The sequence below is a fragment of the Streptomyces sp. NPDC048353 genome (assembly GCF_055587165.1).
Map to the genome: position 1 here is coordinate 229,491 of NZ_JBVJGU010000001.1, position 14,478 is coordinate 243,968.

General features: G+C 73.2%; 11 protein-coding genes. 8 read left to right on the plus strand and 3 right to left on the minus strand.

From position 1 onward, the window contains the following. The first annotated feature begins 92 nt into the window (after positions 1-92). Positions 93-2,363: an MMPL family transporter gene (locus ACZ6RC_RS01040; protein WP_469578485.1), complete on the plus strand. Its 2,271-nt coding sequence runs from the start codon at positions 93-95 to the stop codon at positions 2,361-2,363. An 84-nt stretch (positions 2,364-2,447) separates the two neighbouring features. On the opposite strand, the gene ACZ6RC_RS01045 is transcribed toward ACZ6RC_RS01040, so the two are convergent. Together ACZ6RC_RS01045 and ACZ6RC_RS01050 are read right to left on the minus strand one after the other, a co-directional pair. Then, positions 2,448-2,645, minus strand: coding sequence for a helix-turn-helix transcriptional regulator (locus ACZ6RC_RS01045; RefSeq protein WP_362477803.1), 198 nt, complete (start codon positions 2,643-2,645; stop codon positions 2,448-2,450). A gap of 303 nt (positions 2,646-2,948) precedes the next feature. Continuing rightward, positions 2,949-3,857 carry a sugar phosphate isomerase/epimerase family protein gene (locus ACZ6RC_RS01050; RefSeq protein ID WP_391142936.1) on the minus strand — a complete coding sequence of 303 codons (909 nt, stop codon included), beginning with the start codon at positions 3,855-3,857 and terminating at the stop codon, positions 2,949-2,951. Between the two features lie 126 nt (positions 3,858-3,983). Here ACZ6RC_RS01050 and iolC point away from each other — a divergent pair, with 126 nt between their 5' ends. The 5 genes from iolC (at position 3,984) to ACZ6RC_RS01075 (ending at position 10,098) form a co-directional block, all read left to right on the plus strand. Beyond that, entirely contained in the window at positions 3,984-4,985 is a 1,002-nt protein-coding gene (iolC, locus tag ACZ6RC_RS01055) for a 5-dehydro-2-deoxygluconokinase (RefSeq protein ID WP_469578487.1), read from the plus strand. Between the two features lie 247 nt (positions 4,986-5,232). After that, positions 5,233-6,039: a 5-deoxy-glucuronate isomerase gene (gene iolB, locus ACZ6RC_RS01060; RefSeq protein WP_391142930.1), complete on the plus strand. Its 807-nt coding sequence runs from the start codon at positions 5,233-5,235 to the stop codon at positions 6,037-6,039. After that, a complete protein-coding gene (iolD, locus tag ACZ6RC_RS01065) occupies positions 5,994-7,901 on the plus strand; it encodes a 3D-(3,5/4)-trihydroxycyclohexane-1,2-dione acylhydrolase (decyclizing) (RefSeq protein WP_469578489.1) in 1,908 nt (635 codons plus the stop codon). The genes iolB and iolD overlap by 46 nt, the downstream gene beginning before the upstream one ends. Positions 7,902-7,923: 22 nt before the next feature. Next, positions 7,924-9,426 (plus strand): CoA-acylating methylmalonate-semialdehyde dehydrogenase, encoded by a 1,503-nt coding sequence (gene mmsA, locus ACZ6RC_RS01070; protein ID WP_469578492.1) that lies wholly within the window; start codon positions 7,924-7,926, stop codon positions 9,424-9,426. A gap of 60 nt (positions 9,427-9,486) precedes the next feature. Beyond that, entirely contained in the window at positions 9,487-10,098 is a 612-nt protein-coding gene (locus ACZ6RC_RS01075; protein ID WP_469578493.1) for a DUF4291 domain-containing protein, read from the plus strand. Between the two features lie 160 nt (positions 10,099-10,258). Here ACZ6RC_RS01075 and ACZ6RC_RS01080 read toward each other — a convergent pair whose 3' ends face one another. After that, positions 10,259-10,684, minus strand: coding sequence for a GNAT family N-acetyltransferase (locus tag ACZ6RC_RS01080; RefSeq protein WP_469578494.1), 426 nt, complete (start codon positions 10,682-10,684; stop codon positions 10,259-10,261). 134 nt (positions 10,685-10,818) lie between these two features. On the opposite strand from ACZ6RC_RS01080, the gene ACZ6RC_RS01085 reads away from it, so the two are divergent. Together ACZ6RC_RS01085 and ACZ6RC_RS01090 are read left to right on the plus strand one after the other, a co-directional pair. Next, a complete protein-coding gene (locus ACZ6RC_RS01085) occupies positions 10,819-13,575 on the plus strand; it encodes an alpha/beta fold hydrolase (protein ID WP_469578496.1) in 2,757 nt (918 codons plus the stop codon). Further along, positions 13,572-14,438, plus strand: a complete 867-nt coding sequence (locus tag ACZ6RC_RS01090) for an ABC transporter permease (RefSeq protein WP_391142916.1) — start codon at positions 13,572-13,574, stop codon at positions 14,436-14,438. Before ACZ6RC_RS01085 ends, ACZ6RC_RS01090 begins: the two co-directional genes overlap by 4 nt. Positions 14,439-14,478 lie beyond the last annotated feature (40 nt).

Genomic DNA, 14,478 nt, shown 5'->3' on the forward strand with positions numbered 1-14,478 from the left:
ATGACTCGTGTTTGCCAGTCTATGGCAACGGACGACCCATGCGGCCTGCCGGGAAGCGAGCGCATGGGTCACGGTGAAGGGGACACCGCGTCATGGCCGAAGTCAAGAATCCAGCGCCCGCCCGGGGAGGGGGGTGGACACGGTTCGTCACGGCCCGGCCTCGTCTCTCCCTCCTCGCCGCCTTGGTGATCACCGCCCTCGCGGTCTTCGCGGGCAGCGGCGTCGCCGACCGGATGGGCAGCGGCGGCTGGGAGGACCCGGACGCGGAGTCGACGTACGCCACCCGGGTCCTGGAGCGGGAGTTCCCCGCCTCCCAGCCCAATCTGCTCCTCCTCCTCGACGCGGGACCGGCCGGGGTCGACGCCCCCGCCGTCGCCGCCGAGGCCCGCCGGCTCGACGCCCGGCTCGCCGCCGAGGAGGGGGTGAGCGGCGTCGGTTCCTACTGGCGGACCGGCTCCCCGTCCCTCCGCTCCGAGGACGGCCGGCAGGCGGTGATCGTCGCCCGGATCGACGGCGACGAGAAGGCGGCCGGGGAGATCCTCCAGCGCATCGCCCCCGCGTACCGGGGCGAGCGGGGTCCGGTCGAGGTATCCGTGGGAGGGCCGCTCGCCGTGCGCCACGAGATGCAGGCCACCATCCAGGAGGACCTGCTGCGCGCCGAGCTGATCGCGCTGCCCGTGACGCTCGTCCTGCTGGTGATGGTCTTCGGCAGCGCCGTCGCCGCCCTGCTGCCGCTCGGCATCGGAATCGTGGCGATCCTCGGCACCAACGCCGTGCTGCGCGGCCTCACCGAGCTCACCGACGTGTCCGTCTTCGCGCAGAACCTCACCACCGCGCTCGGCCTCGGACTCGCCATCGACTACGCCCTGTTCGTGGTCCGCCGCTTCCGCGAAGAGCTGGCCACCGGAGCCGACCCGCGCACCGCCGTCGGCACCACGCTGCGCACGGCGGGACGGACCGTGCTCTTCTCCGCGCTGACCGTCGCCGTCTCGCTCGCGGCCATGCTCGTCTTCCCGCAGTACTTCCTGCGCTCCTTCGCCTACGCCGGCATCGCGGTGGTACTGCTCGCCGCCGGAGCCGCGCTGATCCTGCTCCCCGCCGCCCTCGTCCTGCTCGGCGAACGGGTCAACGCCCTCGCTCTGCGACGCCTGTTCCGACGTGGCTCGGGTACGGGCCCGGGTGCGGGCGGTGCCGGGCGGCGGCCCGGGGCCGGGTGGGCCAGGACGGCCGCGCTGGTGATGCGCCGCGCCCCCGTCTTCGCCGTGGTCACCACCGTCGGACTCCTCCTCCTCGGACTGCCCTTCCTGGGCGTCCGGTTCGGCACGGCCGACGACCGTCAGCTGCCCGCCACCGCCGAATCCCGGGTCGTCCAGGACCGGCTGCGTGACGGCTTCCCCGGAGACCCCGGTGGTGGTCTCACGGTGCTCGCCGAGGGCCGGGCCACCCCCGCCCAGTACGCCGAGTACCGCGAGCGGATCGCGGCCGTCGACGGCGTCGCGCGGGTGGAGGGCCCGATGACCCCCGGGCCCGGCGCACACGCCTACGCCACCTTCACCGTGCTGCCCGAAGGCGAGACCGTCGGCGAGGACGCCCAGCGGGTGGTCGGTGAGATCCGGGAGCGGGAGGCGCCCTTCGACACCTCCGTGACCGGCGCGGCCGCCGTCCTCGTCGACTCCAAGGACGCCATAGCCGACCGGCTGTCCTGGGCGCTCGGGATCATCGTGGTGGTCACGCTGCTGCTGGTCTTCCTCCTCACCGGAAGCGTGCTCATCCCCCTCCAGGCCGTCGTCCTCAACGCCCTCAGCCTCACGGCGATGTTCGGAGCCGTGGTCTGGGTCTTCCAGGAGGGCCATCTGTCCGGGCTGCTCGGCTTCACCGCCACCGGTGACATCGAGACGACCCTGCCGGTGCTGATGTTCTGCGTCGCCTTCGGCCTCTCCATGGACTACGGCGTCTTCCTGCTCTCCCGGATCAAGGAGGAGTACGACGCCACCGGCGACCACGAGCACTCCGTCCGCTTCGGCCTGCGGCACACCGGCGGCCTGATCACCGCCGCCGCCGTGATCCTGGCCGTCGTGATGGTCGCCATCGGCACCTCCCGGGTGACCAACACCAAGATGCTGGGCCTCGGCGTCGCGCTCGCCGTGCTCATGGACGCGATGGTGGTGCGCAGCCTGCTGGTCCCGGCCGTCATGAAGCTGACCGGCCGCCTCACCTGGTGGGCGCCCGGACCCCTGCGCCGCTTCCACGACCGGTTCGGCATCACCGAGGGCGGCATACCCGTGCCGGCCCCGCCGGCCCGAACGGCCGCGCCGGAGCCGGCCGACCGTGCCGACCGTGCCAAGGAACCCGTGGGGGGCTAGCGGCCACGTCCGGGCACGCGGACGGCCCCGCGCCAGATCGGGGGGCGGGGCCGTCGTGGGTCGGGAGGAAGGGCGGGGCGGGGGTCAGTCCCGGCGGCTCCGGTTGCCGGGGCGGTTGGCGACCCAGGCGCGGATGGTGTCCGCGTACCAGTAGGGCTTGCCCGACTCCACATGGTCGGGGGGCGGCAGCAAACCGTGTTTCCGGTAGGAACGGACGGTGTCCGGCTGCACCTTGATGTGCGCGGCGATGTCCTTGTACGACCAGAGCCTTCTGTCCGTCATGCGTGGCACCTCCCTGCGCGCCTCACAGCTGCGGCGGGGGTGCCGTTCGGGGGAGCTGCGAGGCCAGCGCTGGCGATCACTGAGCCTGTGCCCGTTGAACGACACCCTCGGACGGGAGGAGAGCGGCTGTCGACCGGCTGTGACGGAAAGCCCGCGTAATGGAGATATGTGTGACAACGGGGGGACGGATGTGACGTAAGTGGCGCACAAGCGGATCGGCGTGGCGACGGGCCTTCTCCCCGCACCCGTGGGGGACTTCGGTTCCGGGCCCGGCTCTACGCCCTTCGCCCTGAGCTCTGCGCCCTACGCGCCGCAGGAGCGGAGGAAGCGTCGGGTGCGGACGGCGATCGGGTAGGGCTTGTCGGGGTCGCAGGGGTACATGTCCTGCTCCACGATGGCGAAGAGGTCCACGTCGAGGGCCTGGGCCGCCGTCAGGACCGGTTCCAGGGCGGGCACGCCCGAGGGCGGCTCGCACATCACGCCGCGCGCCACCGCCGGTCCGAAGGGGACCCCGTCCGCGACGACCCCCGCCAGGATCTCCGGGTCGACCTGCTTCAGGTGGAGGTAGCCGATCCGCTCGCCGTAGGTCTCGATCAGTGCGACGCTGTCGCCGCCGCAGTAGGCGTAGTGGCCGGTGTCCAGACAGAGCGAGACCAGGTCGGGGTCGGTGGCGTCCAGGAAGCGGGCCACGTTCTCCTCGCTGTCGACGTGGGTGTCGGCGTGCGGGTGGACGACGATCCGCAGGCCGTAGCGCTCCCGGACCTCGTGCCCGAGGCGCTCGGTGAGACCGGTCAGCTGCCGCCACTGGTCGGCGGTGAGCGTGCGGTCCTCCAGGACCTCCCCTGTCTTGTCGTCTCGCCAGAAGGAAGGAATGACGACCAGGTGCTCCGCCCCCATCGCCTGGGCGAGGGCGGCGTTGTCGGCCACGTGCGCCCAGGTCTTCTCCCAGACGGCCGGGCCGTGGTGGAGCCCGGTGAAGACCGTCCCGGCGGAGACCTTCAGCCCCCGGCGGCCGGTCTCGTCGGCGAGGATCGCGGGGTCGGTGGGCAGATAGCCGTACGGACCCAGCTCGATCCAGGAGTAGCCGGCCCCGGCGACCTCGTCCAGGAAGCGCTGCCAGGGGACCTGACGGGGATCGTCGGGGAACCAGACGCCCCAGGAATCGGGGGCGGAGCCGATGCGAATACGGGACAGTGGCGACGGATTCGTCATGAACGTCACCTTGGCCGGGTTCTCGGAGACGCGTCAAGACGGACGTCCGAATGTAAGGACATAGCGTTGACATGGCTCCCGGCAGGCGGCTAGACCTGGGTGCGGGGCCGAGGCGAGAGGTGACGTATGCGGGCGGAGCCGTACGACCTGATCACGATGGGGCGCATCGGCGTGGACCTCTACCCCCTGCAGGTCGGGGTGCCACTCGCCCGGGTCGAGAGCTTCGGCAAGTTCCTGGGCGGCTCGCCCTCGAACGTGGCGGTCGCGGCGGCGCGGCTCGGCCGGCGCACGGCCCTCATCACCCGGACGGGCGCCGATCCCTTCGGGGAGTATCTGCACCAGGAGCTGCGGGCGTTCGGGGTCGACGACCGGTGGGTGACGGCCGTCGAGGCCTATCCGACGCCTCTCACCTTCTGCGAGATCTTCCCGCCCGACGACTTCCCGATCCACTTCTACCGTCAGCCCAAGGCGCCGGACCTGGAGATCCACCCGTCCGAGCTGGACCTCGCGGCGATCCGCTCCGCGCGGGCGTTCTGGGTGACGGGCACGGGCCTGAGCGCCGAGCCGAGCCGGGAGTCGACGCTCGCGGCCCTGCGGGCACGCGCCGCCGGGCAGGGCCCGGGGGAGGCGCCGGAGGGACCGACCGTGCTCGACCTGGACTGGCGTCCCGCGCTCTGGGACGACCCCGGCGAGGCGCCCGCCCTCTACCGCGCCGCCCTCGGCAGCGCGACGGTCGCCGTCGGCAACCTCGACGAGTGCGAGATCGCCACCGGTGAGCGCGAACCCCACGCCGCCGCCCGCGCCCTCCTGGACTCCGGGGTCCGGGTCGCCGTCGTCAAACAGGGGCCCAAGGGCGTCCTCGCCCTGACCGCCGACGGCGAGAGCGCGGAGGCGGAGCCGCTGCCGGTCGAGGTGGTCAACGGCCTCGGCGCCGGCGACGCGTTCGGCGGGGCCCTCGCCCACGGCCTCCTGGCCGGCTGGGACCTCGACCGCGTGATCCGCTACGCCAACGCCGCCGGCGCGATCGTCGCCGGCCGGCTCGCCTGCTCGCCCGCGATGCCGTACGACGACGAGATCGCCCTGGCCCTCGCCGCCGGCACCGGCTCGATCCCGAAGCGCACCCCGTGACACCCGCCGCACCCCACGACACCCCGGCCGACGGACCGGCCGCACCTCATGCCCCCCGGGCCACCGGACCCGCCGCACCCCACGACCCCCCGGCCGGCGGACCGGCCGCACCCGCTGCCGTGCCGCGCCTGCCGGCCGTCCGTGGCCTCGTCGGCGGACGCTTCCTCCTCCACCCGCCGGACGGAAAGGCGGCCGAAGCCACCGGCACGGCGGCGAGTCTCCTCGCGGAAGGGGTAGGCACAGGAGCATGAACTCCCTGCATCTGCCCGCCGGGACCGCCTCGGGCGGGCCCTACGCCCTCGATGTCGGTCCGGCGCGGGCCGGGTGGCGGTATTCCGCCCTGCGCGTTCTCGAACTCCGCCCCGGCGAGAGCCATCTGCTGGACACTGGGGACGGCGAATGGATCGTGCTCCCGCTCTCCGGCGGCTGCACGGTGCGGCTCGACGACGAGACCTTCGAGGTGCACGGCCGCGAGAGCGTGTTCGACGGAGTCTCCGACTTCGCCTACGTGCCCCGCGACACCCGGGCCCAGATCGCCTCCGGTGCGGGAGGCCGCTTCGCTTTGGCAGGAGCGAAGTGCGAGCGACGACTCCCCGCTCGCTACGGCCCCGCGCCGGAGGTTCCCGTCGAGGCCCGCGGCAGCGGCTCCCAGGCCCGCCAGGTGCGGAACTTCGCCGCCGCCGGCGTCTTCCCCTGCGACCGGCTGATCGCCGTCGAGGTGATCACCCCCGGCGGCAACTGGTCCTCCTACCCGCCCCACAAGCACGACGAGCACCGCCCCGGTGCGGAGTCCGAGCTGGAGGAGATCTACTACTACGAGATCCGGCGCGCCGGCCTCGGCTACCAGCGGATCTCCCCCTCCCGCCCCGGCGGCGCCGACCTCCTCGCCGAGGTCGGCAGCGGTGACGCCGTCCTGGTACCGGACGGCTGGCACGGCCCGTCGATCGCCCAGCCCGGCCACGACATGTACTACCTCAACGTCATGGCGGGGCCGGGTCCCGAGCGCGAATGGAAGATCTGCTTCCATCCCGACCACACGGAGGGATACACGTGAGCACGCTCACCGTCGCCCAGGCACTGGTGCGCTTCCTCGCCGCCCAGTACACCGAACGCGACGGCGTGCGGCGCCGGTTGGTCTCCGCGACCTGGGGCATCTTCGGACACGGCAACGTCGCGGGGGTCGGCCAGGCGCTGCTGGAGTACGCCGACGTCATGCCGTACCACCAGGGGCGCAACGAACAGGCGATGGTGCACGCGGCCGTCGGCTACGCCCGGCAGTCGAACCGGCTCTCCGCGCACGCCGTGACCACCTCCATCGGCCCCGGCGCCACCAACCTCGTCACCGGCGCCGCCCTCGCCACCGTCAACCACCTGCCGGTCCTGCTGCTGCCCGGCGACGTCTTCGCCGGACGCCCCGCCGACCCCGTCCTCCAGCAGCTCGAAGTCCCCTACGCCGGGGACGTGTCCGTCAACGACTGCCTGCGCCCGGTCTCGAAGTACTTCGACCGGATCACCCGCCCCGAGGCGCTGATCCCGGCCGCGCTCGCCGCCGCCCGAGTCCTCGCCGACCCCGTCGAGACCGGGGCCGTGACGCTCGCGCTGCCCCAGGACGTGCAGGCGGAGGCGTACGACTGGCCGGAGGAGTTCTTCGCCGAGCGGATCTGGCGGGTGCGCCGGCCGCGGCCCGACGAGGGCGAGCTCGACGCGGCGGTATGGGCGATCAGGGGCGCCGCCAAGCCGCTGATCGTCGCCGGCGGCGGGGTGAAGCACAGCCGCGCCGAGGGCGCGCTGCGCACCTTCGCGGAACGGGCCGGTATCCCGGTCGCCTCCACCCAGGCCGGCAAGGGCGCGCTGCCGTACGACCACGTCTGCGACGTCGGGGGCATCGGCCACACGGGCACCGCCACCGCCGACGCGCTCGCCGCGGAGAGCGACCTCGTCATCGGCGTAGGCACCCGCTACACCGACTTCACCACCGCCTCCTCCACCCTCTTCGCCCGGCCGGACGTACGGTTCATGAACCTCAACATCGCCGGGTTCGACGCCCACAAACTCGGCGGGCTGCCGCTCGTCGCCGACGCCCGCGAGGGCCTCACCGCCCTCACCGAAGCCCTCGAAGGCCACCGCCTCGACGGGCACCCGCCGGCCTGGGCCCCGGCCAAGGCGGAGTGGGAGCGACGCGTCGACGCCGCCTACGCCGTGCCGGACGAGGACGCCCGGCCCACGCAGGCCCAGGTCCTCGGCGTGCTCGACACCCTCGTCACCGAGGACGACATCCTGATCAACGCCGCCGGCTCGCTCCCCGGCGATCTCCACAAGCTGTGGCGGGCCCGCTCCTCGGACCAGTACCACCTGGAGTACGGCTACTCCTGCATGGGCTACGAGATCCCGGCCGCGATCGGCGTCGCGCTCGCCGCACCCGAGCGGCCCGTCTGGGCCCTGGTCGGGGACGGGACGTATCTGATGAACCCCACCGAAATCGTCACCGCCGTACAGGAAGGACTGCCCCTCACGCTGGTCGTCCTGCAGAACCACGGCTACGCCTCCATCGGCGGGCTCTCGGCGGCCGTCGGCGGCGAGGGGTACGGCACCGCCTACCGCCACCGGGCCCCCGACGGCACCTTCACCGGCGCCCCGCTCCCCGTCGACCTGGCGGCCAACGCCGCCTCCCTCGGCATGCGGGTGCTGCGCGCCCGCACCGTACGTGACCTGCGAGAAGCCCTGGCCGACGCCCGCGCGTCGACCGTTCCCACATGTGTCTACACCGAGACCGAAACGGCAGACACAGTGTCGGGCCCGCCCTCCGCCCAGGCGTGGTGGGATGTTCCCGTGGCCGAGACCGCGACCCGCTCGTCGGCGGTCAAGGCACGGGAGGAGTACGACCGGCACGTCACCGCCCGACGCCGCCACCTGTAACAGCCAGAAGGAGCATTCCGTCATGACGAAGACCGTCAACCACTGGATCGGTGGCAAGACCGTCGAGGGCACGTCGGGCAACTGGGGCCCGGTCACCGACCCGGCCACCGGAGCCGTGACCACGCAGGTGGCCCTGGCCTCCGTCGAGGAGGTCGACGCGGCCGTCGCCGCCGCGAAGACCGCGTTCGAGACGTGGGGCACGGCGTCCCTGGCGCAGCGCACCACGATCCTCTTCAAGTTCCGGGCGCTCCTCGACGCCAACCGCGACGCGATCGCCGAGCTGATCGTCGCCGAGCACGGCAAGGTCCACTCCGACGCGCTGGGCGAGGTCGCCCGCGGTCTGGAGATCGTCGACCTGGCCTGCGGCATCACCACCCAGCTCAAGGGTGAGCTGTCCACCCAGGTGTCGAACCGGGTCGACGTGGCCTCGATCCGCCAGCCGGTCGGTGTCGTCGCCGGCATCACGCCCTTCAACTTCCCGGCCATGGTGCCGATGTGGATGTTCCCGATCGCCATCGCGTGCGGCAACACCTTCATCCTCAAGCCGAGCGAGAAGGACCCCTCCCCGTCCCTGAAGATCGCCGAGCTGCTCGCCGAGGCGGGCCTGCCGGAGGGCGTCTTCAACGTCCTCCACGGCGACAAGATCGCGGTGGACCGGCTCCTGGAGCACCCCGACGTGTCGGCGGTCTCCTTCGTCGGCTCGACGCCGATCGCCCGCCACATCCACACCACCGCCTCCGCCAACGGCAAGCGCGTCCAGGCGCTCGGCGGCGCGAAGAACCACATGCTGGTGCTGCCCGACGCCGACCTGGACGCAGCGGCCGACGCGGCCGTCTCCGCCGCCTACGGCTCCGCGGGCGAGCGCTGCATGGCGATCTCCGCGGTCGTCGCGGTGGGCGCGATCGGCGACGAGCTGGTCCAGAAGATCCGCGAGCGCGCCGAGAAGATCAAGATCGGCCCCGGCAACGACCCGACCTCCGAGATGGGCCCGCTCATCACGGCCGTCCACCGCGACAAGGTCGCCTCCTACGTGACGGGCGCCGCCGCCGAGGGCTGCGAGGTCGTCCTCGACGGCACCGGCCACACCGTCGACGGGCACGAGAACGGCCACTGGATCGGCCTCTCGCTCCTGGACAAGGTCCCCACCACGGCGAAGGCGTACCAGGACGAGATCTTCGGCCCGGTGCTGTGCGTGCTGCGCGCCGAGACGTACGAGGAGGGTGTCGCCCTCATCAACGCCTCGCCGTTCGGCAACGGCACCGCGATCTTCACCCGCGACGGCGGCGCGGCCCGCCGCTTCCAGCTGGAGATCCAGGCGGGCATGGTCGGCGTGAACGTCCCGATCCCGGTGCCGGTGGGCTACCACTCCTTCGGCGGCTGGAAGGACTCGCTCTTCGGCGACCACCACGTCTACGGCAACGACGGCGTCCACTTCTACACCCGCGGCAAGGTCGTCACCACCCGCTGGCCGGACCCCTCCGACGCGCCCGCGGGCGTCGACCTGGGCTTCCCGCGCAACCACTGACACGGCCGGACCCGGAAAACCGGTGGCCCCCGGGGCGCGTGACGGCGCACCCTGGGGGCCATGTCCGTCGTTCCGCCGAAGTACCAGATCCGCGCCCTGCACACCGCGACGACGGTGACCGTCTACCAGGCCTACGGTCCGTCCATCGGCCTCCCGGCGGCCCGCGACGGCCGATTCCCGCCCGCGTGGAAGCGGGACAGAATGACCTGGATCAAGCCCTCGTTCCTGTGGATGATGTACCGCTGCGGCTGGGGCCTGAAGGAGGGACAGCAGACGGTCCTCGCCATCGAGATCACCCGCGAGGGCTTCGAGTGGGCGCTGCGCCACGCCTGCCTGTCGCACTACGTCCGGAAGATCCACGCCGACCACGCGGCCTGGAAGAAGGAGCTGCGGCGTTCTCCGGCGCGGGTCCAGTGGGACCCCGAACGGGACCCGCACCTGCAGGCGCTGCCGTACCGCTCGCTCCAGCTGGGGCTCACCGGAGAGGCGGCGCGGCTCTACGCGGACCGGTGGACGGTGGGCATACGGGACGTCACCCCGCTCGCGCACGAGATCCACGCGCTCGTACGGGACGGCCGGACCGACGACGCCAGGACGAGGCTGCCCGAGGAGCGTCCCTACCCGATGGGCCCCGAGCTTCTCGGACAGCTCGTCGCGGAGCGTTTTTCCTAGGGCTCGGTTCGCCTCCGGGGCCTATGGGTCGGACTCACACGGCCGTACGTGCTCGCTCCCTCGTTCCTCGGGAGCTGCGCGCGCTCGGCCGTGTTCCCCCGACGGCCCCTTCGGCTCAGAGCACCACCGGCGCGGAGGGCCTGGGCCGGCGCGGCCCCTCTCACCGGCCCTTCGCCTCGAACTCCCACGTCAGCATGGCGAACGCGCCGTCGTCCGCCGCGCCCGCCGAGCGGTACGTCGCGAGGGCCGGGACGTTGTCCGTGTCGACCCCCACCCACATGTCGTAACAACCCCGCTCCCGCGCCACCGCCGCCAGCGCCTCGGTCAGCGCCCGGCCGATGCCGCGCCGCCGGTGCCCCTCGTCCACCGACAGCTCGTACAGACACATCTCCGAGCCCTTGTCCGGGTGGAGCATCTCGATCCCGGAGACCAGGCCCGCCGGGAACCCGTCCTCCGCGTACGCGATCAGCATCAGATGGCCCGGGGCGGCCAGGAAGCGCTCCGCCCACTCCGGCCGCGGCGGACCGTCGTAGAGGTGCTCCGCCGCCATCAGCTCCGCCACCGTCGTCGCCCGCCGGATCTCCACGCCCGCCCCTCGGATCCGAGGCGCGCGTACCGCGCCTGCTGTACGGCGACCGTACTGCGTACGACCAGGGGAGGCCGACGAATTCCGCCTGGGGACGCCCGTGCCCCCCGGCCGGTCCGCCTAGGCTCACAGACATGAAGCTCCGACTTCCCCGGTGGGCCGCGGTCACCGCGGCCCTCGCCCTGCTCGCGGGGGCCGGCACCGTGACCGCCGTCGCCGGCGACGAACCACCCCCCGTGAACCGCGCGGACCAGGTGCTCGACGTGCCCGGGGCACGCATCGACACCTCCTACTTCACCGCCGGATCCCCCTCGGAGCGGCGGCCGGCCGTCCTCCTCGGCCACGGGTTCGGCGGCTCCAAGGACGACGTCCGTGCCCAGGCCGAGACCCTGGCCCGTGACGGATACGCCGTCCTCACCTGGTCCGCGCGCGGATTCGGCGCCTCCACCGGGCAGATCGGGCTCAACGACCCCGACCACGAGGTCAAGGACGTCCGACGACTCGTCGACTGGCTCGCGAAGCGGCCGGAGGTACGGCTCGACAAGGACGGCGACCCGCGCGTCGGGGTCACCGGCGCCTCCTACGGCGGCGCGATCGCCCTGCTCGCCGCCGGACACGACCCGCGGGTCGACGCGATCGCACCGCAGATCACGTACTGGAACCTCGCCGACGCGCTCTTCCCCGAAGGGGTCTTCAAGAAGCTCTGGGCCGGGATCTTCTTCTCGTCGGGCAACCAGCCGGGCGGCCTCCAGCAGGGCCGGCCGCAGGGCGAGGAGCAGGGCGAGCCGAGTGAGCGGCAGGGCGAGCGGCCGGCAGGCGCGCAGCCCGCCGCCCCGGCCGCCGCCACGCGCGCCGCCGCACCCCCCGCCTGCGGCCGGTTCACCGCCGAGCTGTGCGCCCTCTACGAACGCGTCGCCGTCGCCGGGAAGCCCGACGCCGCAGCCCGCGCTCTCCTCGAGGCGCGCAGCCCCTCCGCCGTCGGCGCCCGCATCAAGGTGCCCGCCCTCATCGTGCAGGGCCAGACCGACTCGCTCTTCCCGCTCTCCCACGCCGACGCGATGGCGAGGACGATCACGGCCAACGGCGCCCCCGTGGCCGTCGACTGGATCGCGGGCGGACACGACGGCGGCAACCGCGAGGCCGGCCGCGTCGAGGCCCGGATCGCCACCTGGTTCGACCGCCACCTGAAGGACGACGAGGGCGCCGACACCGGCCCCGCCTTCCGGGTCAGCCGCACCGGAGGGGTCGACTCCACCGACGGGCAGGCGCTGCTGCGCGGAGCGACCGCCGCCGCCTACCCGGGGCTCTCGTCCGGCGCCACCTCCCTGCCGCTGGACGGCGGCCGCCCTCGGCCCTTCCACAACCCGGCCGGCGCCAACCCGCCCGCCATCTCCGCCGTCCCCGGCATCGGCGGCGGGCTGTCCCAGCTCTCCTCCCTCGGTGTCGGCCTCTCCCTCGACTTCCCCGGCCAGTTCGCCGCCTTCGACACGAAGCCGCGGTCGGCGCCCCTGCGGATCACCGGCTCGCCGACCGTCCGCGTCACGGTGACGTCGGACAGCGCCGACGGCTCCGCCGTCCTCTTCGGCAAGGTGTACGACGTCGGGCCCGACGGACGGCAGCAGGTGCTGCCCGCCCAGCTCGTCGCCCCCGTCCGCGTGGAGGACGCCCGCCAGGGCAGGAGCGTGGCGCTGACGCTGCCCGCGATCGACCACGAGGTGGAGGCCGGGCACCGGCTGCGGCTCGTGGTCGCGGCCACCGACCTCGGCTACGCCTCCCCGGCCGCCCCCGCCACCTACACGGTCGCGGTCGCGAGCGGACTGACCGTGCCGACCGCGCCCGCCGTCGCCACCCAGGCGGCCGGGTTGCCCTGGTGGGTCTGGGGGCTGCCGCTCCTCGGACTCGCGGTCGCCGCGGCCCTGCTGCTCACCGCCCGCCGCCGGACCGCCGCGCCCGCCCCGGACCCGGCCCTGGCCGCCGTACCGCTGCAGATCACCGGACTGACGAAGAAGTACGCCAAGTCCTCCGACCGCTATGCCGTGCAGGACCTCTCCTTCCGGGTCGAACAGGGCCAGGTCCTCGGGCTCCTCGGACCCAACGGCGCAGGGAAGACCACCACCCTGCGCATGCTGATGGGCCTGATCACTCCCGACGACGGCGAGATCCGCGTCTTCGGGCAGGCCATCAGGCCCGGCGCCCCCGTCCTCTCACGGGTCGGCGCCTTCGTGGAGGGCGCCGGCTTCCTGCCCCACCTCTCCGGCCGGGACAACCTCGACCTCTACTGGAAGGCCACCGGCCGCCCCGCCGAGGACGCGCACACGGAGGAGGCGCTGCGGATCGCCGGCCTCGGCGACGCGCTCTCCCGCGCCGTCCGGACCTACTCGCAGGGCATGCGGCAGCGGCTCGCCATCGCCCAGGCCATGCTCGGGCTGCCGGACCTGCTGATCCTGGACGAGCCGACCAACGGCCTCGACCCGCCGCAGATCCGCGAGATGCGGGACGTGATGATCCGGTACGCCGCCGGAGGCCGGACCGTCATCGTCTCCAGCCACCTCCTGTCGGAGGTCGAACAGTCCTGCACCCACCTCGTGGTCATGGACCGCGGCCGACTGGTCCAGGCCGGGCCGGTCGCCGAGATCACCGGCGCCGGGGACACCCTGCTGGTGACCCTCGGCGGGCCCGTCGACGCGCCCCTCGTCGACAAGATCGCCGCCCTGTCGGGGATCGCGTCGGTGGTACGGGCGGACGACGGACTGCTCGTCGCGCTCGACGGCGCCACCGCCACCGAGCTGATCGGCGAACTCGTGCGGCACGACGTGCCCGTGACCGGTGTGGGACCGCACCGGCGCCTCGAGGACGCGTTCCTGACCCTGATCGGAGGAGGATCCGCATGAGCGCGATCGCGGAACCGGTGGAGACCGCTCCCGGCTACCGGGCCTCGCACACCCTGCCCCTGCGCGTCGAGGCCGTACGGCAGCTGAAGCGGCGCCGCACCCTGGTCATGGGCGCGGTGCTCGCCGCCCTGCCGTTCGTGCTGATCGTCGCCTTCGCCATCGGCGGCACCCCGGACGGCAACGGCAACGGCCGCATCACGCTGATGGACACGGCGACGGCGTCCGCCGCGAACTTCGCGGCGACCTGCCTCTTCGTCTCGGCGGGCTTCCTCCTCGTCATTCCCGTGGCGCTGTTCTGCGGGGACACCGTGGCCTCCGAGGCCGGCTGGTCCTCGCTGCGCTACCTCCTGGCCGCGCCCGTGCCCCGGGCCCGGCTGCTGTGGTCCAAGCTGGCGGTGGCCCTGGGCTTCAGCGCGGCCGCGATGGTCCTGCTGCCGCTGGTCGCCCTGGTCGCGGGGACGGTCGCCTACGGCTGGGGCCCGCTGCGGCTGCCCACGGGCGGGACCCTGCCGGCCGCCGAGACCCTGCCCCGGCTCGCGCTCGCCGTGGCGTTCATCTTCGTCTCCCAGCTCGTGACGGCCGGTCTGGCGTTCTGGCTCTCCACCCGCACCGACGCCCCGCTGGGCGCGGTCGGCGGCGCGGTGGGCCTGACGATCGTCGGCAACGTCCTGGACGCGGTGACGGCGCTCGGCTCCTGGCGCGACTTCCTGCCGGCGCACTGGCAGTTCGCCTGGGCGGACGCCCTCCAGCCCCAGCTGGAGTGGGCCGGCATGGCGAAGGGAGCGTCGATCTCGGTGACCTACGCGCTGATCCTCTTCGCCCTGGCCTTCCGGGGCTTCTCCCGCAAGGACATCGTGTCCTAGGGAGTGCCCCGGGCCATGTGCCGGGCCCTGTCCGGCGGTT